Origin of the sequence: Stenotrophomonas sp. 2619, assembly GCF_040548725.1 — a bacterium.
GTDB lineage: Bacteria > Pseudomonadota > Gammaproteobacteria > Xanthomonadales > Xanthomonadaceae > Stenotrophomonas > Stenotrophomonas maltophilia_AP.
The window spans coordinates 64,732-83,806 of record NZ_JBEPSF010000012.1; the positions used below are offsets into that span (position 1 = coordinate 64,732).

Consider the following 19,075-nt stretch of genomic DNA (forward strand, 5'->3'; position numbering starts at 1 on the left):
ACACCCCGCGTAGCGCCGGGCTCTGCCCGGCCGCTTTTCGCCCCGCACCACGCAGCCACCCACGGGGTGGCTCTACCGATACCGAACACCCCGCGTAGCGCCGGGCTCTGCCCGGCTGCTCTTCGCCCGGCATCGCGCAGCCACCCATGGGGTGGCTCTACCGATGCCGAACACCCCCCGCGTAGCGCCGGGCTCTGCCCGGCTGCCTTTCGCCCCGCATTGCGCAGCCACCCATGGGGTGGCTCTACCCGGGCAGCGCGCGCTGCACCAGGGCCCGGTCGCGTTGACCACGGCGCAGGATGGCGCGGCGTTGCAGCGCGTCGCGCAGCCTGGGGTCGTTGGCTGCCAGGCCATTGCGCTGGGCGATGTACAGCAGCGTCTGCAGCGGCCAGGCGTAGAACGCGCTGTGCGCTACGACGTCATCGATCAGCGCCACCGGCACCGTGCGCCAGGCCAACGCGCGCGTCAGCGCGGCATCGGCCAGGCGGTCGACCAGCTGCTGGGCCAGTGCATCGGCATCGTGGGTGCCGGCCCGCACGATCACGCCACTGTGGCCGGCAAAGCCGGGCATGCCGCCGGCAGTCGACATCACCGCCATCAGCATGTCCGGGTTGGGCAACGCCGAAGCCGTGCCGTCGGCCCAGGTCCTGCAGAACGCCACTGCCGTGGGGCAGTTCACGGTCAACGTTGCCGCCCAGCCACCTGCCGCACGCAGCGGGTACAGCCCGGCGCTGGCCAGTTCGGTCTTCCCCTCACGTACCACCCAGTCCAGCCCGCGCGTACGCACGCCGGCGTGGGTGGCAGCAACGTCAGCCAGGCGTGCGCGCACCTGGCGCTCCACGGCGCTCTTGTAATTGGCATCGGTGTCCATCGCCACAGCCTGCTGCACCCGCGTGCGCACTGTCCAGCCAGTACACAGCCGCAGCGCAGTTACGCCGCGCGCGGCGCCATCTTCCACAGCAACGCGCGGAACGGCGCCAGCAGGAACACGCCGATGGTCAGCTTCACCGCCAGGTCGCCCGCGGCCCAGCTCACCCACGGCAAGCTGGAGCCGGCAAAGGCGATGCTCCAGAAGATCGTCGTGTCCAGCGTGGCGCTGCAGGTGGTGGCCACCATCGGCGCGCGCCACCAGTGCCCGCGGCGCAGCCGGTCGAACACGGTGATGTCCAGCAGCTGCGCGGCAATGAACGCCAGGCACGAGGCTACCGCGATGCGCGGCGTGGCGATCCAGATCGACAGCACCACCGCCAGCGCGAACCCGGCCCACGCCACCTTGCGCGCCGCCTGCGGCCCGAAGCGCCGGTTGATCAGGTTGCTCACCAGGAACGCCACCGGGTAGCTGAAGGCGCCCCAGGTCAGCCAGTCGTTGATCGGGTACTGCACCAGCACGTTGCTGCCCAGCACCACCGCGCCCATGGCCAGCACCGCCAGCAACAGCGCGCGCGGGGTCAGCGGGGCAAAGGTGATCGAAGGACGCACAGACATGGCGCACCGGGGAAGTCAGGGAAGCGGCGGATTATCCGGGCTTGGGCGGCGCAGGGCCACCCCGGGCCGGTTCATCTAGAAGCGTTCGCTCATGCTGGTGGCCGCCGCCGTGGTGGTTGGCAGGAACGCCAGTGCCGCGCCGCCGGCATTGGCCACCGTCCAGCCCGCCCCGGCCGGGGTCGGCTTGAAGTCCAGCACGTCGCCTACTTTCACGCCGGCGGCCGGGTTGTCGGCACGGGCCGGCCATTCCACCACCGCCAGCTCGTCCGGCGCGTGCGGGTTGCGCAGGTCCACGCGGTAGGCGCCATCGGGCTGCTGGGCCACGCGTTCCACGGTCAGGGGCGGCAGCGGCCCGGCCTTCTTCGCCGCGGCCCGGGCAGCGCGGTTGTGCGGCATCGAGGCGTCATGCAGTTCGCTGACCCCCAGCGCGCTCAGCCACACCGGCGCGGTGATCACCGCCAGGCTCACCACCGAGGTGGCCAGCACGCTGCTGGTCACCGGCGAGGCGCGGCTCAGGTCCTGCGCCGACGCGGGCAGGGCGGGGCCCAGCAGTGCCACCGCCAGCAGAGAAAGCGCGAATGTCTGTTTCATGCGGCAGCGCCTTACCAGCGTGTACTCGGCTGCGCCGCGTCCGGGTCGGTGGGCAGGAACGCCAGCGTGGTGCCCTGCGCGTTGGCCACGTTCCAGCCCGCGCCGCCCTCGGTGGGGGTAAAGGCCAGCACGTCACCCACCGTCACGGCGGTCACCGGGCTGTCGGCCTGGGCCGGCCACTGCAGCACGGCCAGGTCATCCGGCGCTTGCGGGTTCTGCAGGGCCAGCTGGATGCCGCCATCGGCGGTGTGCTCCACCTTCTCCACCGTCAGCGGCGGCAGCGGCTTGGCCTTCTTTGCCTCGGCGCGTGCGCGGCTGCGTCGGGCCGAGCCGTCGCTGGCCTTGCTCACCCCGGCCGAGACCATCCAGATCGGCGCGGTCACCACGACCACGCTCACGATGGAGGTCACGATGACGCTGCTGGCCACCGGGTGCTTGTTACCCGTCAACATCTGCGCCGAGGCGGGCACGCTGGTGGCGCACAACGCAACGGCCAGCAGCGGGGAAACAGCAAGGCGCGAAATCCGTGTCATCGGGGGGTCCTTTTCAGATACATCGACATAGGCGCGCAGTATGCCTGCACTGGCACTGCCCGCAGCTGACTCACGGCTTGGGCGCGGTAATGCCGTCCACTGCCACGTGCGCGATCGGCAGTTCCATCTGCAGCCCCTTCTGCTGCTGCACGAAGTCGAACACCGATTCCACCGTCACCACCGAATAGTTGCCCGAAATGCGCTCGCCTGCCGGGTGGTCGGTAACGGCGGCATTGGGCACGAAGAAGCGCGCGCCCAAGCGTTTGGCCACGCCGATGTGCAGCGTGCTGGGCCGGTACTTGTGCTGCTTCAGCCAGTCCTGCGCCTGGGTGCGGTTGACGATGAGCGTACCGTCTTCGTTCTGCGCCAACGCCGCCGCCAGCACTTCCAGGATCCATTGGTTGGAGTTCTGGTATTCCGTACTGAACGGGTAGGCCACCACGCTGTAGCGTGCCTCGTGCAGGGCGCGCGCCTGGATGGCGGGTTGGGTCAGCATCGTCTTCAACGTCGCACGCAGCGCCGGCGTGGGCACGCCGATGCGCAGGTCGGTATGCGCCGAGGTTTCGCCGATGAAGGTGGCTACGCCTTCGCGGAACAGGTGCGAGTCGGCGGTCTTGCACGGATTGAGCAGATGCACCGCGCGCCACTGGCCGTCGTCTTCGCGCAGCAGGAACGCCACGTGGCTGTGGCGCAACCCGTACTTGCTCAGGTCCTGGCCGCCGCGTGCCACCAGCACCACGTCCACACCGTCCAGCGCATCCAGTGCGTCGGTGGTCGCCAGCGCCACATCGAACATCGACGCCAGCGCGGCCGGCGTGGGATAGCGCTCCACGCACTGCGGTTGGGCGTGGGCGAGCGCGGCAGTGCCCAGCAACAGCCCACACAGCAGCGCCTGGCGCAGGCGCGTGATCATCGCAGGACGGCGGTCTTCCATGAGGCGTGTTCTCCCACGGCACGGTGCCGCCGGCGCATCATACCGGCAGCAGGCGCGCCTGTACTTCGGCGGCGATGCGCGTGGTCTCGCGCAGCGGTTCAATGCGCCCGTCGGTGTGCCAGTCCAGCCAGCGCGGCTGCAACCGCCCGCGTTCGCGCAGCGCCTGTTGGAACAGCGCCAGCCGCGCCTGCGCCTGGTCGGCCAGCGCCACCGCCACCGGCATGCGCGTGGCGCAGGCCTCGGACAGCAGGTTCACCGAATCGGGCGACACCACCACGCGGTTGGCCCAACCCAGCAGGCCCGCATACGGATTGACGCCGTCGCCACCGTCGCCCCAGATCACATGCGGCACATCGGCGAAGGCACTGCGCAGCGCCCCCACCAGTGCCGGCGGTGTGCGCCGCGAGGTGGTGGCCAACAGACTGCCACCTTCGGCACGCAGCTGTGCGGCCAACTGCTGGAACACCTGCACCATGTGCGGCTCGTGCCACGGCGCGTGCGGGGTAGGGCCACCCACCAGCAACGCAGTACGCGGGCCGGGCAATGCACCGAAGGCGGCAAACGCCGCGCGCCCGCACGCCAGCCAGTCATCGTTGACCGGGTTCAGGCTGCCCAGCAGGGTCAGTACGTTGCTGCCGCGCAGGCGGTCGTGTTCGGGCACCACCACCAGGTCCCAGTGCCGCGCGCTGATCCGCGGGTCCAGGATCTGCACCACCCGGGTACCGCCCCGGCGCAGTTCGCGCAGCGCCCCGGCGGCTTGCCGGCCACAGCCGATGGCCAGCTGCGGGTGTTCGGCGGCCAGCTGTTGGAAGGCCTCGCCGAATCCGCGCGCGGCGCCCGGCAGCCAACGCGGCGCCAGCCAGCGCCACGGCGCGCGCGGGGTCAGCACCAGCGGTTGATGCGCGCCCAGTTTCAGTGCCGACGCCAGCGCCACCGCCTGCCGCACATTGCCGGCACGGCCGTCAGTGATCGTCCAGGGCGGACTCCATCGTTTCACGTATGGCATTAATTCGTTTCAGTCAGGCTGGGTGTTGCAACTGTCACGACACTCTACACTGCCAGCCTTCGCCCCTCCCACGGTCACCCCGACCGGCCGGCAGGCGACACCCGGTTTCTCTCCCTTTTCTGGAGGCTTCATGTCCCACGTGCTCAACGATGCTGCGCTTGACCAGCTGTTCCGTACCGCCCGCACCCAGAACGCCTTCCTCGACACCCCCGTCGAAGACAGCCAGCTGCAGGCGCTCTACGAACTGCTGAAGTGGGGCCCGACCGCGGCCAACGGCAGCCCGGCGCGCTTCGTGTTCGTGAAGAGCCCCGAAGCCAAGGCCAAGCTTGCCCCGGCGCTGTCCGAAGGCAATCACGACAAGACCCTGGCCGCCCCGGTCACGGTGATCGTCGCCTTCGACGAAGACTTCCACGAAAAGCTGCCCTACCTGTTCCCGCACACCGACGCCAAGGCATGGTTCGACGGCCCGCGTGAAGCCCGTACCGAAGGGGCCTTCCGCAACGGCAGCCTGCAGGGCGCCTACCTGATCCTGGCCGCCCGCGCGCTGGGTCTGGATGCCGGCCCGATGTCCGGCTTCGACAATGCCAAGGTCGACGAAGCCTTCTTCAAGGGCACCGCGATCAAGTCGAATTTCCTGGTCAACTTGGGGTACGGTGATTCTTCGGGCCTGTTCCCGCGGCTGCCCCGCCTGAGCTTCGACGAAGCAGCACGCATCGCATAAGCGTTCCCGCCAGACCCCGGCCCGTCTGAGCGGACGGGCTGTTTGCCTCACCTTCCTTCTTTTCCCTTCGTATTCGAGAGAGACCTGACATGACCATGACCCGCAAACTGCTGCTGCCGCTGGCCCTCACCCTGGCCATCGCCGCCTGCTCCAAGCCGGCCGACGAAGCTGCTGCCCCGGCGGCCGACGCTGCCCCGGCCGCTGCCGCCACCACCCCGGCTGCCGATGCCGCCGCTGCTGCTCCGGCCGCCCCGGCTGCCGAGGCCATCCAGATCGCGTCGGGCACCTACAAGCTCGACCCGAGCCACACCGACGTGCTGGCGCAGTGGAGCCACTTCGGCTTCTCGCACCCGACCGCGCACTTCGGCGCCGCCGAAGGCACCCTGGTGTATGACGCTGCCGACGTCACCAAGTCCACCGTGGAAGTGAAGCTGCCGCTGACCGGCCTCAACAGCTTCACCGCCAAGTTCGACGAGCACCTGAAGAGCGCCGACTTCTTCGACGCGGCCAAGTTCCCGGCGGCCTCGTTCAAGAGCACCAAGGTGGAAGCCAACGGCACCAACAAGCTCACCGTCACCGGCGACCTGACCATCAAGGACATCACCAAGCCGGTGACCCTGGATGTGACCATCAACGGCGGTGGCGAGCACCCGATGGCCAAGGTGCCGGCCGCCGGCTTCGACGCCACCACCACCATCAAGCGCAGCGATTTCGGCGTGGGCGCGTACGCCCCGAACGTGAGCGATGAAGTGAACATCCGCATCACCACCGAAGCCACCGGCGAAAAGCCGGCTGCCTGATCGGTTGCTGATGTAGGAACAGCAGAAAGCCCGCCGGAAGGCGGGCTTTTTGTTTGGGTGGGGGTGGGGATTGCGAGGGGTCTCTGTTGCTTGCGCGGACGCCACCGGGGTAGAGCCGACCGTTGGTCGGCTGCCGTTGCATGACTTCGATGCGCCCATTGCCGCGACAGCCGACCAACGGTCGGCTCTACCCCGGTCGTGCCGCAACGCCCCCGGCGGGGCTGACCCGCATCGCCTACACTCCCCCGCTTCACGCGCAACAGGAGCACACCCGTGCAAGACGCACAATTCTGGATGATGGAATTCTGGACCGGCCTGAGCCTGCTCGACCTGATCGGGGGCAGCCTGATCGGCACGCTGGTCGGCCTGGGCCTGGGCATAACCACCTGGCTGGCCATGCATCGCCGCCGCTGGTTCGCCCGGCGCAACCGCTGGCACCATTACACCCTGGCCAGCTACGTGGTGCTGCTGCCGCTGCTGTTCGCTTTCACCGGCCTGCAGCTGGGCTTTGCGGCCGGCGCGCAGCGCGCACTGTACAAACAGATCGACCACTTCCAGCCGCACCTGCAGACTCTCGTGGCCAGCTGGATGGTGGATTTCGAACAGTCCCTCGACGATCCCGCCCTCGCCACGTTGATGCGCAGCGATGCGACCGTGCACGACGCCACCCGCCAGGTGGTGGACGCCTACCTGGCCGAACACCCGTTGCCTGGGGCCAGCTACCTGCAGGGCGAAGGCATGCTCACGCGCTGGACCCGCAGCGGCATTGGACACGTGCGCAGCGCGTTGATGTCGCAATGGGTGGAAGACAGCGTGTCCAAGGAAGTGGCCAGCTACAGCGGCGTGGACAAGAGAGTCTTCCGCGAAGCGCTGGGCATGCGCATGAACGAACTGCTGCACACCAAAGGCGTCATCCGCCTGCTCAAGGCGCAGCTCACCAGCATGATGCCTGGCATCTATTTTGGCCTGCTGCTGCCGCTGCTGATCATCATGGCGCTGGTGCTGATCGAAGTGGGCCTGGCCAAGCGTTATGGCTGGCGGCGTGTGGCGGCGGACGTAACCGACGCATCATCCAAGTCGGCGGCCAAGAACGCTTGACCCAAGCCACGTAGCGCCGGGCTCTGCCCGGCTGCTTTTCGTTTCGGCGTCATGGAAGCCGGATATACGCGGGGTGGGCGCCATGAACGTCCGATACAAGCCGGGCAGAGCCCGGCTCTACGCGGGTGGTGCCTTTCAGCCGGCCGCTACCGTCGCCGCCACTTTGCCCAGCCATGCGGTGGCAAAGTCGGTCGGCAGCCGGCGTGCCGGTGCGGTCAACCCGCCGTCGCGCAGGAAGGCGTGCGTGGCCTGGGCGAAATTCTGCCGGGCAATCAGCGCGGCCTGCTTCACCGTGGCCTGCTGCTTGCGCAGCTGCACGATCTGCAGGCTCGGCTTACCGGGCGCGGCAAACTTCTGGTACCGGCGCAGCTCATCGGCCACCAGGCCGATATCCGCGTTGGCCTGCACCAGCGCCGTCAGCGCCTGTGCCAGCGGCACCATCGCCGCCCGCAGCGGCGCCACGTTGCCGCCCACCGACGGCGCCAGCGCGGTCAGCGCGGCATCCAGGGCGGGGTCGGCGCGCTCGGCGCGGGCGATCAGGTCGGCCAGCGCCGAAGAAGAAACTGCTTGCATGGAAAAGCACCGGCCCAAAACGCGATTGTCGCATTCGCAGCCGGCGCTCGTCGCGGTCTGGCTACCGCCAACCGCCTCGGCGGGGTTCCCGCCGCCTCAACGCCCGCAGGCACCTACGGGCGGGCGGCGGTCATGGGTTTCCATCTGCGGTGGTGGCTCGGGCTCCGCTTGCACCAACGAAGGCCGTCCGTCTCAAACGGTCTCGGCGCCTGCGCAAGGTACCGTGGCCCGGCACCCGCACAAGGCACCGGGGAGGCAGCGCGGCTCAGTCGCCGTCGTGCTCGTCGGCGTGGGCCTTCCAGTAACCGGTCGAGCGGATCCAGTCCTTGGGCACGCCCAGGTGGCCTTCGATGTACTTGCGCATCATCCGCGCCCGGCGCGACTCGGTGGCGATCCAGTAGAACGTGTCGCCCTCGGGCTCCTCGAAATCGGTCAACACGTCTTCCAGCAGCGTGCTGCTGGCCGCATCGAAGCCATTGCGCTCCAGCCACGACACCCGGATGCGGTCATCCTCCGGCAGTTCCTGGCGGTCGCCCGACTCGGGAATTTCGATATACACATCGGCCTGCGCGCCTTCCGGCAGCGTCTCCAGCCAGCGGCCAATCGCCGGCAGCGCGGTTTCATCGCCGATCAGCACGTAGGTGTCGTAGTCCGGCGCGGTCATGTGCGACCCGCGTGGGCCACCCACCGCGATCGCGTCGCCCGGCTGCGCATTGGCGGCCCAGCTCGACGCCACGCCATGCCCATGCATGACGAAATCCAGCGCCAGCTCACCGGCCTCCAGGTCCCACCAGCGCGGGGTGTAATCGCGGGCGGGCGAGGGCTGCTGGCCTTCCGGGTAGCGCGGGCCTTCCGGGGTCATCAACGGCACCACAAACTGGCCCTCGGCATTGGGGAAGAACAGCTTCACGTGGTCGTCCGGCGAGGGCGAATCGAAGCCTTCCAGCGCCGGCCCGCCTACGATCACCCGGCGCATGCACGGGCTGATCTCTTCGGTGCGCAGCACCTGCAGCGGGCGGAACTTCACGGTATGACGCAGCAGTTTGTTTTCATGCACAGCCATGGGGAACACCTGTAATCAAATGCGCCGCAGCGCGGCGTAGGGGGAAGACCTGGCTGGCCGGGGCTGGCTGGGTCGAATACGTGGAAGCGGGGAACGGCATGCTCAGCGTCCTTGCCCGCGGATATGGGCGGCGGCGTCGCGCAGGGCCTGCGCCACGCTGCTGGCGTTGGTGTCGTTCCAGCGGCCGTGGCACAGGCCCAGCGCGGTTTTCAGCTCGCGCAGCGCGTCGCGCACGCTCGGCGGCAGGTTGGCCTTGGTGATCGTGCGCGCGCTGTCGCGCACCCGGCGCAGCGCCGCGTCCACCTCTTCGCGCTGCGCGGCCAGCTCGGCCGCCCCCAGCGCGCTCAGCTGGTAGCGCTTGCGCCCGCCGTCTTCAATGGCGCCCACCCAGCCGGCCGCCTCGAACTGCGCCAGCACCGGGTAGATCGAGCCCGCGCTGGGCGTGTACACCCGCACGAACATGTCGCTGATCAGCTGGATCAACTCGTAGCCATGACGCGGCTGCTCGCCCAGCAGCGCCAGCATCAGCAGGCGCAGGTCGCCGCGGCTGAGCGGGCGTGCGGTCAGCGGGCGGGCAGGGCGGTCGAGGTCACGCGGAGCGGTCATTTCGATATATCGAATGCGATGGCGGAACGATATATCGAAATCCCGCGCGCCGCCAGCAACGGCGCGCGCACGGCAGGCATGCGTTCAGGTGCATCCCGGCTGCGACGGTGCGTGCCCGTGGTGGAACAATTCGCGCCTCTTCAGCCGCCCATGGGCACCGCCGCCAGCCCGCCACGCCGTCGCACCTGGCGGCCCGATCGCCCCGCAGCGCCCGCGCCACCTGCATCGGCTTGTCCAGCGCTGTCCTTCTGACCTGTCGGCGTCATCGCGCCGGCCCATGCTTAACGCGCGCGTGGAACCGTGGCGGCGGGGCAGAACCGTGGCCCAGGCTGTCTCCCAGGACACCGCCGAATCGTCCATACGCACCCGTAGCGAAGTAAGCAAACCCTAGGGTGCGCTACACTTTGCGGCTAGAAATCTAAAACAGTCGCGCGCGTGCGTGCGGTCATGGGAGCGCAAATGAACTGGTTGAACGAGGTGCTGAACAACGACCCGAATCCTGTGGAAACCCAGGAATGGATCGAGTCGCTGAAGGCCGTAATTGATGTCGAGGGCCCCGAGCGCGCGCATCAACTGTTGGAAGGCATGGTTGAACTCACCCGTCGTTCGGGCGCGTACCTGCCGTTCTCTCCCACCACCGAATACGTGAACACCATCGCGCCGACCCTGGAGGCCAAGAGCCCGGGCAACGCCGAACTGGAATGGCGCATTCGTTCCATCATCCGCTGGAACGCGATGGCCACCGTGGTGCGCGCCAACCGCAAGCCCGGCGACCTGGGCGGCCACATCGCCTCCTTCGCCTCCGGCGCCACGCTGTATGACGTGGGCTTCAACCACTTCTGGCGCGCCCCCAGCGACAACCACCCCGGCGACCTGCTCTTCATCCAGGGCCACAGCGCCCCGGGCATCTATGCGCGTTCCTTCCTGGAAGGCCGCATCGACGAAGCCCAGCTGGACAAGTTCCGCATGGAAGTGGACGGCGGTGGCCTCTCCAGCTACCCGCACCCGTGGCTGATGCCCGATTACTGGCAGACCCCCACCGTGTCGATGGGCCTGGGCCCGCTGGCCGCCATCTACCAGGCGCAGTTCCTGCGTTACCTGGAAAACCGTGGCCTGATCGAGAAGTCCGACCGCAAGGTGTGGTGCTTCATCGGCGACGGCGAGAGCGACGAGCCGGAAACCCTGGGCGCGATCGCCCTGGCCGGCCGCGAAGGCCTGGACAACCTGATCTTCGTGGTGAACTGCAACCTGCAGCGCCTCGACGGCCCGGTGCGTGGCAACGGCAAGATCATCCAGGAACTGGAAGGCGTCTTCCGTGGCGGCGGCTGGAACGTGATCAAGCTGCTGTGGGGCGGTTACTGGGATGCCCTGCTGGCCAAGGACACCAACGGCGTCCTGCGCAAGCTGATGATGGAAACCGTCGACGGCGAATACCAGAACTGCAAGGCCTTCGGCGGCGCGTATACCCGCGAGCATTTCTTCGGCAAGTACCCGGAGACCGCGGCGATGGTTGCCGGCCTGAGCGACGATGACATCTGGCGCCTCAACCGTGGCGGCCACGACCCGCACAAGGTGTATGCCGCGTACCACGAAGCCGTGAACACCAAGGGCATGCCGACCGTGATCCTGGCCAAGACGGTCAAGGGCTACGGCATGGGCAGCGCGGGTGAAGCACTCAACCCGACCCACCAGACCAAGAAGCTGGACGACGACGCCGTTCGCCACTTCCGCGACCGCTTCAACATCCCGGTGACCGACGCCCAGCTGGCCGACGGCCAGGTGCCGTTCTACCACCCGGGCCCGGATTCGCCGGAAGTGAAGTATCTGCAGGAACGCCGCGCCGCCCTGGGTGGTTACCTGCCGCAGCGCCGCCGCAAGGCCGAAAAGAGCTTCAACGCGCCCAAGCTGGAAAGCTACGAGCGCCTGCTCAAGAGCAGCGGCGAGCGTAGCTACTCCACCACCATGGCCTTCGTGCAGAGCCTGAACATCACCCTGCGCGACAAGGAACTGGGCCCGCACATCGTGCCGATCGTGGCCGACGAAGCCCGTACCTTCGGTATGGAAGGCCTGTTCCGCCAGATCGGCATCTACGCGCCGTTCGGCCAGAAGTACAAGCCGGTCGATGCCGACCAGCTCATGTTCTATCGCGAAGACCAGAGCGGCCAGGTGCTGCAGCAGGGCATCAGCGAGCCGGGCGCCATCGCCTCGTGGATGGCCGCCGGTACCAGCTACTCGGTCAGCAACGTGCCGATGCTGCCGTTCTACATCTACTACAGCATGTTCGGCTTCCAGCGCGTGGGCGACCTTGCCTGGCAGGCCGCCGACATGCGTACCCGTGGCTTCCTGCTGGGCGGCACCGCCGGCCGCACCACGCTGAACGGTGAAGGCCTGCAGCACGAAGATGGCTTCAGCCATATCGTGGCCGGTGGCATTCCGAACGTGCGCAGCTATGACCCGACCTTCGGCTTCGAAGTGACGGTGATCCTGCAGCACGGCACCAAGGCCATGATGGAAGATCAGATTGATGAGTACTACTACATCACCCTGATGAACGAAAACTACACCCACCCGGAAATGCCGGAAGGCGCGGCCGACGGCATCGTCAAGGGCATGTACCTGCTCACCGACGCCGGCAAGCCGAAGAAGGGCGAGCTGCGCGTGCAGCTGCTGGGTTCGGGCACCATCCTGCGCGAAGCCATTGCCGCGGCCGAGCTGCTGGACAAGGACTTCGGCGTGACCGCCGACATCTGGAGCTGCCCGAGCTTCAACGAACTGCGCCGCGACGGCTTCGACGTGGAGCGCTACAACCGCTTCCACCCGGAAGGCGAGCAGCGCAAGGCGTTCGTGACCGAGCTGCTGGAAGGCCGCCAGGGCCCGGCCATTGCCGCCACCGACTACGTGCGTGCGTACGCGGACCAGATCCGCTCGTTCGTGCCGATGTCGTACACGGTGCTGGGTACCGATGGCTTCGGCCGTTCGGACACGCGTGCCAACCTGCGTCGCTTCTTCGAGGTTGACCGGTACTACATCGCGCATGCCGCGATTGCGGCGCTGGCGAAGGAAGGGAAGATGACGGGTAAGGATGTGGCCCGGGCGATCAAGCAGTACAAGATTGATCCTGAGAAGGCTAATCCTGTCGGGGTTTGATTGAGTCGTCAATAAAATGACGCAAAGGGCGGCCAAGTAGGCCGCCCTTTTTGTTTTATTTCAGATCTTCTAATGCTAGATTTGCAGCTCAAGGGGAGCCATCTCTATGTCTTTCGGCGATGTACCCGTCGCCGTGTATGAAACGTTTGGGACAATGCGCCAACTGTCCCTCCAGTGGTGACCGTATGTGCGCATGTGGCACGTGTCTGCGATAAGTTGATTGATGATGGCTCCCCTTGACTCTTTACTTAGTAGTAGGTCTTTCCTCCAGATTGCGGATCGGGCGGAATTGGCCCAGTGGCTGGGAATTACCGATAAGCGACTCCGCTATCTTCTTTATGCCCAGTCAGAAGATCAGCGATACAAGACTTTTTCTATCCGGAAGAGAAATGGGCAGGATCGACGCATCGACTCTCCTCGTCCCTTCCTTAAGGCGCTGCAAAGAAAAATTGCGGACGTGCTTTATGACGTATCGCCGCCCCGGCTAATAGCAAAAGGCTATATTCCAGGTATAGGAATTGCCGAGATGGGAGGGCTGCACCGAGGAAGCAGGTGGGTAGTCGCCGCAGATCTTGAGGCATTCTTTCCAAGCATTAACTTTGGCCGCGTCAGGGGCCTTTTTTCGTCAGCGCCATTCGCATTTCCTGCCGAAGTTGCCACGGTACTAGCTCAATTGTGTTGTTACAACGCAGCGCTTCCCCAAGGTGCGCCGTCGTCCCCGGCAATCTCCAATATCATATGCCGGGCGCTCGATCGGGAGCTTGTAACCTTCGCAAAGCGACACGCAATTAGGGTCAGCAGATATGCGGATGATATTGTCCTTTCTTTTAGCTTCAAGGACGTTCCTAACTATGTGGCGAGCGCGTCGACTGGCAAGTGGGTCTTGTCGTCCGAGTTGAATAAAATAATAGAGTCTGCGGGTTTTCGTGTGAATGATGCGAAGACCCGGGTTATGCATAGATCTCAGCGGCAACTTGTAACTGGGCTGGTGGTAAACAAGAAGCCTCAAATGCCCAGAGAGTGGCGGCGAATGAATAGATCAATTTTGAACGTCATTCGGAAATATGGGGACGAAGAGGCTACCAAAATAGTCTCTGGATGGTCGAAAATCTCGAAGCCTGTGCTGAGCGCTGAATCACTGATGCGTGGAAGAACCGCTTTCGCGTCCCACTTTGATCGTTTATTCAAGAGTCGGCACTCGGCAAGTCTTAGGCATTCTTTCCCGAGTCAATCTAGTTCCGTTGTTTATAGCCCTGAGTATAGAATCGTAGAGGTTCTAACTGAAGGAAAAACGGATCGGATTATTCTTGAGCACTTCTACAGGGAGGCGAGACTTCTCCCTGATTACCAGGACCTTAGGCTCGTTTTTCCCGCGCTCCATGAGAGGGGAGGATTTGGCGATGGCGCGTTGACGAAGAGGCTTGAGTCATTGGTCAGTTCGGGTGTTAGGACGATGACAGTTGGTTTATTTGACGCAGACAACTCATCTATAATGTCGAAGTACTCAATTGGCACTGGTGAATTTAAGCCGCTATCGATGGCTAGCGACTTCGTTCAAGTGGCGATACTGCCTCGCCCAAAGGGATTTGATGGTTCATCTTTTTGCATAGAGCATTTCTTTCCTCGCGAGTTCATAATGAGGGAGAATTCGCATGGAAGAAGACTTTTTTATAAAGATGAATTTGACGACAGAACAGGGCGTCATCGTGAATTAGATTTGTACTGCCGATCAGAGAAGAAAACTCTGATAATTGACGATGGAGTATATGGGATGGCGAATGATAATAATGTGGCGCTATCTAAATCGGCCTTTGCGCAAGCGGTTGTTGAGCAGAATGAGCCGTGGGCAGACGCGTCCGTTGAATGGTTCTATCCCATCTTCGATCTGCTGAAAGAGATATCTACACAGTAAGATGGCGGCTCTTCGCAAACTGAAAAACTTCAGGGCTGCCCTGCTCGAACCGTCAAGCACTCGGCATCGCTAATTGCTGGCTGAGCGAGCTCTAATGAAGTCACGATGTCCTAGTAACTGCGGTTACATCATCAAAATAAGCTAAACTCGCCTGCCGAATACTTCATTTCGATGAAATGCTAGGTAACCTTGCTGCTGCAGTGAAAACGCTCCATACCTACGGCCACGCACGAGGCCTAGCCCAAGCGCACTCTCCACCTGGGCCGGCAAGTTGCGCGCAATGAGCAGCGTCCCATTGTTCTCAAAACTGATCCAACCATGGTCGAAAAGAAGATCCGCATGGGGTACCAGCAAGAGCCCGTTCTGTCCATCCACACGCTCATGGTCTTTACTGCTCGCCCACGGCTTAATATGGCTAGCGCGTAGGAAGCGAAGGTCTTCAATTCCGGTGAGACGGCAGCCCTTCTCATAGCCGATCAAGCGCTCTCGGAACAGCCTCTGCTTCGTCCGAACCTCTACCAACTTCTTCTTAGCCGTTTCCTGTACCTCTGCAGCCGCCTCCGCCCGCGCGGTGACAATCTCCTCCTCGAACATGCCAAAGCCGTCATGCGGTTCGATCGCCTTCAGCCTGAAAACGATCGCATCGCGTAGGTTACCCTTGGTGTCGGGTGTATTCCGTTGGATGTAGGAAGAGAGACTGATGAACTGTCCCAAGTAACGATAGGGTCGCCCTTTGCCCATCATCTGGAAAAGGATCAATTTCTTACCGTCGCTCACATGCTGTTCAATTGCTCGGTTTCCACCTGTGTAGCGCATGTCGCCTCTCTGTCCTTCACCGAAATAGTGAAAGATCTCATTGTCATCCCAGAAGTCGCGGTAGCCATGTGAGACGCCGGCCTCGCCGGTGAATGCGATGATGACCGAGCTGTCCTTCGGCGTTGAGATGCCGCCTTGCTGCTGACCACCAAGCACGGCGTGGATTTGAGCCTGTCGGTTGTAGAGAGCGCCAACTTGGAAAGGCAGTTCCACTCAGGACTCGAATATCGATAGGGGTTGCCAAATATGCTACCCCAATCAACCATGCGCAAGTGATAGCCGCGCCTGTGGCTCTCAACTTATCTCGCTCCCCCCGGTCCCAGCTAGATGGTTGCTATCAACTGTTCAAGACCAAGCTCGGTGGCGGCCAGAACGTATCCACCCGACGAAGCTCATAGTCCTCCCCAAACGCCAACGCAGCCTCCCTAGCCGGCAAGTCCGAGTAGCACTCCAACAGGCACTGATCCATGCCCGCATCCGCATGGTCGATAGCGAAGAAGCCCAACATGGCCTCGTCGAATGCCTCAAGCCAATCCCCGTCAATCCTGGTCATCTGTGGTCCTCCCGATAGGCCAGAGAGGATGCCGCCACCCCGTCCCAAGGCCTGCGACTGAGCCGGGCCAGTTGCGTCGCACCGTAGACGCCGCCAACCAACCCTCGCCAGATCAACAGGAACAAGCGATTTCCCATCTTCTGCACCAACGCGCATGGTGTTCATCGGAGCGTAGAAACTCTTCTAGTAGCAGAATGTTGGACGTCTATTTGTCGGGAGGGTGGCTAATACAACACCCTCGTGGAAATACGCCCGCCGGTTGCTACTAGACGGTTTCTAACCTCCCGACGCCCTTGCCATCCCGGCAAGGGCCAGCCCTGCAGGAGGTCCAACATGTTGACGCCGTGGGAAGACGAACCCGATGACGCGCGCCCCAAGCGCAAACCCTACGCCCGCCCCGCACGCAGCTACCGCGTAGGCGCGCTGACGTACCCGGACCGCGAAGAGTGCGGTCCCACCGAGATTGTTCCCTACCTCAAGCTGCGCGGCCGCTGGCTGGACAAGCTCGGCTTTGACGTAGGCGCCCGCCTGAAGGTGGAGGCCACGCACGGCATCATCACCCTTACGGTGGTGGAGCGGCCCGTGCCGGTGGTCAAGAAGATCCCCCGCAAGTTGCAGCGCCGCACCGGCTGAACGCCCGCGCCCACCCGCCGGGTGGGCCGTTGCACGGCCAGTGCCCGCCAGCCCTTGCGGGCGGCCTGGCCGCACAGCCGCAGTGCCTGCCCCGGTTCGGCAGCGCTGCGCTGTGGCAGGCGCAAACGCCAGCACGTCACTGCACGCCCGGTGCAGTGTGGATATACAACCTGTTTCATAACCCAGCAGTGGGAGGAACGCATGAGCAAGAGTGTCTTCATGCAGTTGGAAATGGCCGCTGGCCTGCGCGCAAGCTTTCAGCACGCGGCGGCGCGCGAACACCGCCCCGCCGCACAGGTGCTCCAGCGGTTGATGCGGGAGTATGTGGTGCGGCAATCGTGTGTGGATGCCGACGCAGAGGCCGGGGCCTTCGACCTGGTCGAGCGGGCGGCAGGCACGGTGGCCCTGGAGGGGGCGAGGGTGGCCACGTGTGAGGCGGAGGCGGCGCCGTGCTTTGAAAGCGGCGACCGGGATCTGGAGGCGATGGTGGCCCGGCAGCTTGGGTGGCGGTGTTCGCCGTTTGGGATGGGGTGAGCGGGCTCGCTATGGGGAAGAGCTAGGCTTTCATCAAAGGTGAGCGCTAATGATGGAAGCTCAGCTCCGCCCCTTCAGTGGGATCAACGTCGGAAACCAATGCTCGTTAAGGCATTCATCGCGTAAGGGGGGAATGCGCCCGCCGGGCGCATACTCGGTTTCTAGCCTCCCGACACCCTTTCGCCTGCCTAGGCGAAAGCCACTGCCGTCTGGGGCGGACACCATGCGCAACGTCACCACTCGCCAACCACTTGCATCCGAGCATCCGCCAATGTCTCGCATTGTTGCGGCGCCACTGGAGACCAAGCCATGACCCCGCCGGGCGCCTCGCCTTGTCAGAAGTGGTCGATGCCTTCCGCCGCGCCCGGAACTGTGCCGGCCCATCTGGCGCGCCTCGTTCGAGGTCTGTTGCCTGGCGTGGGGCCTGATCCCAGTAAAGGAGTGGGGAGCGGCTAGTCAAGCTGACACGGCAGGAGGGCGCGGGTTGAGGAAAGGACAGCCCACCGGTCAACAGGCGGCGGGCTGCGCCGGGTCCAGCCACCGCCGCAGCATGTCATCCAACGCCGCTGCAGGTTGATCAAGCGCCAACACGTGCACGCCGGTGCGGTTCTCCGCATGAAAGGCAGGCACCTCCAGCCAGGGCGCGTCACCCCCCGCAGGCACCAGAAGCAGGGAGCAGTCCGGGCGCTGGCCGTCCCATCGCAGCGCATCCTGGTAGAGGTGCGCCGAGCGCATGGCCTGCAGGATGTTGTGCCGGCCAGTGCGGTACTTCGCATCCAGCACCAGCATCCGCCGGGCGCCCGCGATCTCCGTGGTCACCAGGATGTCTGGCTTCAACTGCAGCGAGATACTCCGCAGCCCCTTGGATGCACCCTCGGCAGTCACGAACGTTCGCTGCAGCGAGGCTTCCACGCGTGTATGCCCGGCGGCTCCCACGTAGCGAATCACGTCCACCGAAGTTTGCGTCCCGCGTGCCCATGCCAGGCCCGGGAACAGCGTGCGCAGGCTGTCCAGAATGCGCACGTAGCACCAGCGTTCGTAGATCTCCCAGGTGGGGCTGAGCCATAGTTGCTCGTCGCGATCCGGCCCGGCCACGCCCGGCCGCAGCGTTGCCCACCCCAGCCGATACGCGCGCGCGTACTCCGGATGCGCGGAGATCGCGGTCAACCCTGCCGCACCCACCTCGCGGCGGCTCACGTTTGCGTAGGGGGATAGCTTTGCCAGTGACTGCAGGCGGCCTGCCTGTGCCTCCAGATACTCAAGCTTGCGGCCAATGCGGCTGGCCAGCGGCGTGCGTGCGCCTTCTTCTTTGTCCACGGTGGCCAACTTCGCCAGGCCGCTGGCCACGTGTGCGCAGCGTAACCGTACCTGTGACAGCGTTGCCGCCAATGCGCGGTTGGCTGGGTTATCCAGGTTCTCAGCCGATTGAACGACCTCCAACAAGGGCGTACTGCCTGCGGCGGAAGGCTGCCTGCGCAGCAGCCCCGCCGTTTCGGCCCGTGCCATCAGCCGCCGGGCCGAGGTAGCGTCAATTCGCCTCACCCGCTGGAAGGGAACCTGCCTGCGCTCGTGTTGCAGCCGGGTCAGGGGGCGCGCGGCCACCTGCTGCAGCGCTTTGATCAGCCCTTCCGAGTGCCGGCGCAGCCGGGCGTACTGAAGAAACAACGTGGTCACATCGCCGACAACGCCGATGTTGCCCTGCGCCGCTTCCGAACCCAACAGCAGGGCGGGGTCGAACGCCTGGATCTGCGCCATCATCTGCTGGTAGAGCGCAGCGCCCATCTTGCGCGCATCCGGTGCCACATCCAGACGATAGCTCGCCAACGGCCGGCCGAGGCTGTCCACCACCTCGGCCGATACCTCACCGGCATAGAAGCCCGCCTGCCAGCGCAGCACAGGCCCCGCCGCGGTGGATACCGGCTCCACCGCGGCTTCGTCGATGTACAAAGTGGCGCCGTCCGGCAGCACCTGGAACTCGTAGACGCCCGTTTCTCGGAAGCCACTGCAGCAATCGCCCGGGGACACCTCAAAGCGGGTACGCGCCTGGTCATGGCAGATAAGAACGATCAT

Annotated in this window: 19 protein-coding genes; 7 read left to right on the forward strand and 12 right to left on the reverse strand. The window is 64.8% G+C overall.

The window, feature by feature from the left end; translation table 11 throughout:
* Positions 1 to 244: 244 nt before the first annotated feature.
* The 6 genes from ABIA71_RS13170 to ABIA71_RS13195 all read right to left on the reverse strand — a co-directional run bounded on the left by ABIA71_RS13170 (position 245) and on the right by ABIA71_RS13195 (position 4,549).
* Positions 245 to 871, reverse strand: a complete 627-nt coding sequence (locus tag ABIA71_RS13170) for a hypothetical protein (protein ID WP_354285662.1) — start codon at positions 869 to 871, stop codon at positions 245 to 247.
* Positions 872 to 930: 59 nt separating this feature from the next.
* Positions 931 to 1,485 (reverse strand): queuosine precursor transporter, encoded by a 555-nt coding sequence (locus ABIA71_RS13175; protein WP_038690846.1) that lies wholly within the window; start codon positions 1,483 to 1,485, stop codon positions 931 to 933.
* 75 nt (positions 1,486 to 1,560) lie between these two features.
* Positions 1,561 to 2,076 (reverse strand): hypothetical protein, encoded by a 516-nt coding sequence (locus ABIA71_RS13180; RefSeq protein WP_354285664.1) that lies wholly within the window; start codon positions 2,074 to 2,076, stop codon positions 1,561 to 1,563.
* 11 nt (positions 2,077 to 2,087) lie between these two features.
* The gene (locus ABIA71_RS13185) at positions 2,088 to 2,609 is read right to left on the reverse strand and encodes a hypothetical protein (protein WP_354285666.1); all 522 of its coding nucleotides are present in this window, start codon (positions 2,607 to 2,609) and stop codon (positions 2,088 to 2,090) included.
* A gap of 70 nt (positions 2,610 to 2,679) precedes the next feature.
* Positions 2,680 to 3,543: a DUF2145 domain-containing protein gene (locus tag ABIA71_RS13190; protein WP_354285667.1), complete on the reverse strand. Its 864-nt coding sequence runs from the start codon at positions 3,541 to 3,543 to the stop codon at positions 2,680 to 2,682.
* A gap of 37 nt (positions 3,544 to 3,580) precedes the next feature.
* Positions 3,581 to 4,549 carry a mitochondrial fission ELM1 family protein gene (locus ABIA71_RS13195; RefSeq protein WP_128098186.1) on the reverse strand — a complete coding sequence of 323 codons (969 nt, stop codon included), beginning with the start codon at positions 4,547 to 4,549 and terminating at the stop codon, positions 3,581 to 3,583.
* Positions 4,550 to 4,679: 130 nt separating this feature from the next.
* On the opposite strand from ABIA71_RS13195, the gene ABIA71_RS13200 reads away from it, so the two are divergent.
* From ABIA71_RS13200 to ABIA71_RS13210, 3 genes are all read left to right on the forward strand, one after another.
* Positions 4,680 to 5,270 (forward strand): malonic semialdehyde reductase, encoded by a 591-nt coding sequence (locus ABIA71_RS13200; protein ID WP_128098185.1) that lies wholly within the window; start codon positions 4,680 to 4,682, stop codon positions 5,268 to 5,270.
* Between the two features lie 89 nt (positions 5,271 to 5,359).
* The gene (locus tag ABIA71_RS13205) at positions 5,360 to 6,070 is read left to right on the forward strand and encodes a YceI family protein (RefSeq protein WP_354285670.1); all 711 of its coding nucleotides are present in this window, start codon (positions 5,360 to 5,362) and stop codon (positions 6,068 to 6,070) included.
* 273 nt (positions 6,071 to 6,343) lie between these two features.
* Positions 6,344 to 7,168, forward strand: coding sequence for a hypothetical protein (locus tag ABIA71_RS13210; RefSeq protein WP_354285671.1), 825 nt, complete (start codon positions 6,344 to 6,346; stop codon positions 7,166 to 7,168).
* 135 nt (positions 7,169 to 7,303) lie between these two features.
* On the opposite strand, the gene ABIA71_RS13215 is transcribed toward ABIA71_RS13210, so the two are convergent.
* The 3 genes from ABIA71_RS13215 to ABIA71_RS13225 form a co-directional block, all read right to left on the reverse strand.
* Positions 7,304 to 7,741 carry a hypothetical protein gene (locus tag ABIA71_RS13215; protein WP_354285673.1) on the reverse strand — a complete coding sequence of 146 codons (438 nt, stop codon included), beginning with the start codon at positions 7,739 to 7,741 and terminating at the stop codon, positions 7,304 to 7,306.
* A gap of 265 nt (positions 7,742 to 8,006) precedes the next feature.
* Positions 8,007 to 8,804 carry a siderophore-interacting protein gene (locus ABIA71_RS13220; RefSeq protein WP_159495569.1) on the reverse strand — a complete coding sequence of 266 codons (798 nt, stop codon included), beginning with the start codon at positions 8,802 to 8,804 and terminating at the stop codon, positions 8,007 to 8,009.
* Positions 8,805 to 8,906: 102 nt separating this feature from the next.
* Positions 8,907 to 9,410: a PadR family transcriptional regulator gene (locus tag ABIA71_RS13225; protein WP_354285675.1), complete on the reverse strand. Its 504-nt coding sequence runs from the start codon at positions 9,408 to 9,410 to the stop codon at positions 8,907 to 8,909.
* A 459-nt stretch (positions 9,411 to 9,869) separates the two neighbouring features.
* Between ABIA71_RS13225 and aceE the strand changes: the two genes are divergently transcribed.
* Positions 9,870 to 12,557, forward strand: a complete 2,688-nt coding sequence (gene aceE, locus ABIA71_RS13230) for a pyruvate dehydrogenase (acetyl-transferring), homodimeric type (protein ID WP_354285677.1) — start codon at positions 9,870 to 9,872, stop codon at positions 12,555 to 12,557.
* A gap of 226 nt (positions 12,558 to 12,783) precedes the next feature.
* Positions 12,784 to 14,469: a reverse transcriptase domain-containing protein gene (locus ABIA71_RS13235; RefSeq protein WP_354285678.1), complete on the forward strand. Its 1,686-nt coding sequence runs from the start codon at positions 12,784 to 12,786 to the stop codon at positions 14,467 to 14,469.
* A 141-nt stretch (positions 14,470 to 14,610) separates the two neighbouring features.
* On the opposite strand, the gene ABIA71_RS13240 is transcribed toward ABIA71_RS13235, so the two are convergent.
* The gene (locus tag ABIA71_RS13240; RefSeq protein ID WP_354285680.1) at positions 14,611 to 15,498 is read right to left on the reverse strand and encodes an HNH endonuclease; all 888 of its coding nucleotides are present in this window, start codon (positions 15,496 to 15,498) and stop codon (positions 14,611 to 14,613) included.
* A gap of 124 nt (positions 15,499 to 15,622) precedes the next feature.
* Entirely contained in the window at positions 15,623 to 15,838 is a 216-nt protein-coding gene (locus tag ABIA71_RS13245; protein ID WP_354285682.1) for a hypothetical protein, read from the reverse strand.
* A gap of 333 nt (positions 15,839 to 16,171) precedes the next feature.
* Between ABIA71_RS13245 and ABIA71_RS13250 the strand changes: the two genes are divergently transcribed.
* A complete protein-coding gene (locus ABIA71_RS13250; protein WP_137191215.1) occupies positions 16,172 to 16,471 on the forward strand; it encodes a SymE family type I addiction module toxin in 300 nt (99 codons plus the stop codon).
* A 201-nt stretch (positions 16,472 to 16,672) separates the two neighbouring features.
* The gene (locus ABIA71_RS13255; RefSeq protein WP_354285684.1) at positions 16,673 to 17,005 is read left to right on the forward strand and encodes a hypothetical protein; all 333 of its coding nucleotides are present in this window, start codon (positions 16,673 to 16,675) and stop codon (positions 17,003 to 17,005) included.
* Positions 17,006 to 17,512: 507 nt separating this feature from the next.
* Here ABIA71_RS13255 and ABIA71_RS13260 read toward each other — a convergent pair.
* Positions 17,513 to 19,075: a DUF2357 domain-containing protein gene (locus ABIA71_RS13260; protein ID WP_354285686.1), complete on the reverse strand. Its 1,563-nt coding sequence runs from the start codon at positions 19,073 to 19,075 to the stop codon at positions 17,513 to 17,515.

Coding starts and splice junctions, on each gene's coding strand:
- ABIA71_RS13170 (WP_354285662.1), bottom strand. CDS start 871: ATGGACACCGATGCCAATTACAAGAGCGCCGTGGAGCGCCAGGTGCGC.
- ABIA71_RS13175 (WP_038690846.1), bottom strand. CDS start 1,485: ATGTCTGTGCGTCCTTCGATCACCTTTGCCCCGCTGACCCCGCGCGCG.
- ABIA71_RS13180 (WP_354285664.1), bottom strand. CDS start 2,076: ATGAAACAGACATTCGCGCTTTCTCTGCTGGCGGTGGCACTGCTGGGC.
- ABIA71_RS13185 (WP_354285666.1), bottom strand. CDS start 2,609: ATGACACGGATTTCGCGCCTTGCTGTTTCCCCGCTGCTGGCCGTTGCG.
- ABIA71_RS13190 (WP_354285667.1), bottom strand. CDS start 3,543: ATGGAAGACCGCCGTCCTGCGATGATCACGCGCCTGCGCCAGGCGCTG.
- ABIA71_RS13195 (WP_128098186.1), bottom strand. CDS start 4,549: ATGCCATACGTGAAACGATGGAGTCCGCCCTGGACGATCACTGACGGC.
- ABIA71_RS13200 (WP_128098185.1), top strand. CDS start 4,680: ATGTCCCACGTGCTCAACGATGCTGCGCTTGACCAGCTGTTCCGTACC.
- ABIA71_RS13205 (WP_354285670.1), top strand. CDS start 5,360: ATGACCATGACCCGCAAACTGCTGCTGCCGCTGGCCCTCACCCTGGCC.
- ABIA71_RS13215 (WP_354285673.1), bottom strand. CDS start 7,741: ATGCAAGCAGTTTCTTCTTCGGCGCTGGCCGACCTGATCGCCCGCGCC.
- ABIA71_RS13220 (WP_159495569.1), bottom strand. CDS start 8,804: ATGGCTGTGCATGAAAACAAACTGCTGCGTCATACCGTGAAGTTCCGC.
- ABIA71_RS13225 (WP_354285675.1), bottom strand. CDS start 9,410: ATGACCGCTCCGCGTGACCTCGACCGCCCTGCCCGCCCGCTGACCGCA.
- aceE (WP_354285677.1), top strand. CDS start 9,870: ATGAACTGGTTGAACGAGGTGCTGAACAACGACCCGAATCCTGTGGAA.
- ABIA71_RS13235 (WP_354285678.1), top strand. CDS start 12,784: ATGGCTCCCCTTGACTCTTTACTTAGTAGTAGGTCTTTCCTCCAGATT.
- ABIA71_RS13245 (WP_354285682.1), bottom strand. CDS start 15,838: ATGACCAGGATTGACGGGGATTGGCTTGAGGCATTCGACGAGGCCATG.
- ABIA71_RS13250 (WP_137191215.1), top strand. CDS start 16,172: ATGTTGACGCCGTGGGAAGACGAACCCGATGACGCGCGCCCCAAGCGC.
- ABIA71_RS13255 (WP_354285684.1), top strand. CDS start 16,673: ATGAGCAAGAGTGTCTTCATGCAGTTGGAAATGGCCGCTGGCCTGCGC.
- ABIA71_RS13260 (WP_354285686.1), bottom strand. CDS start 19,075: ATGATCGTTCTTATCTGCCATGACCAGGCGCGTACCCGCTTTGAGGTG.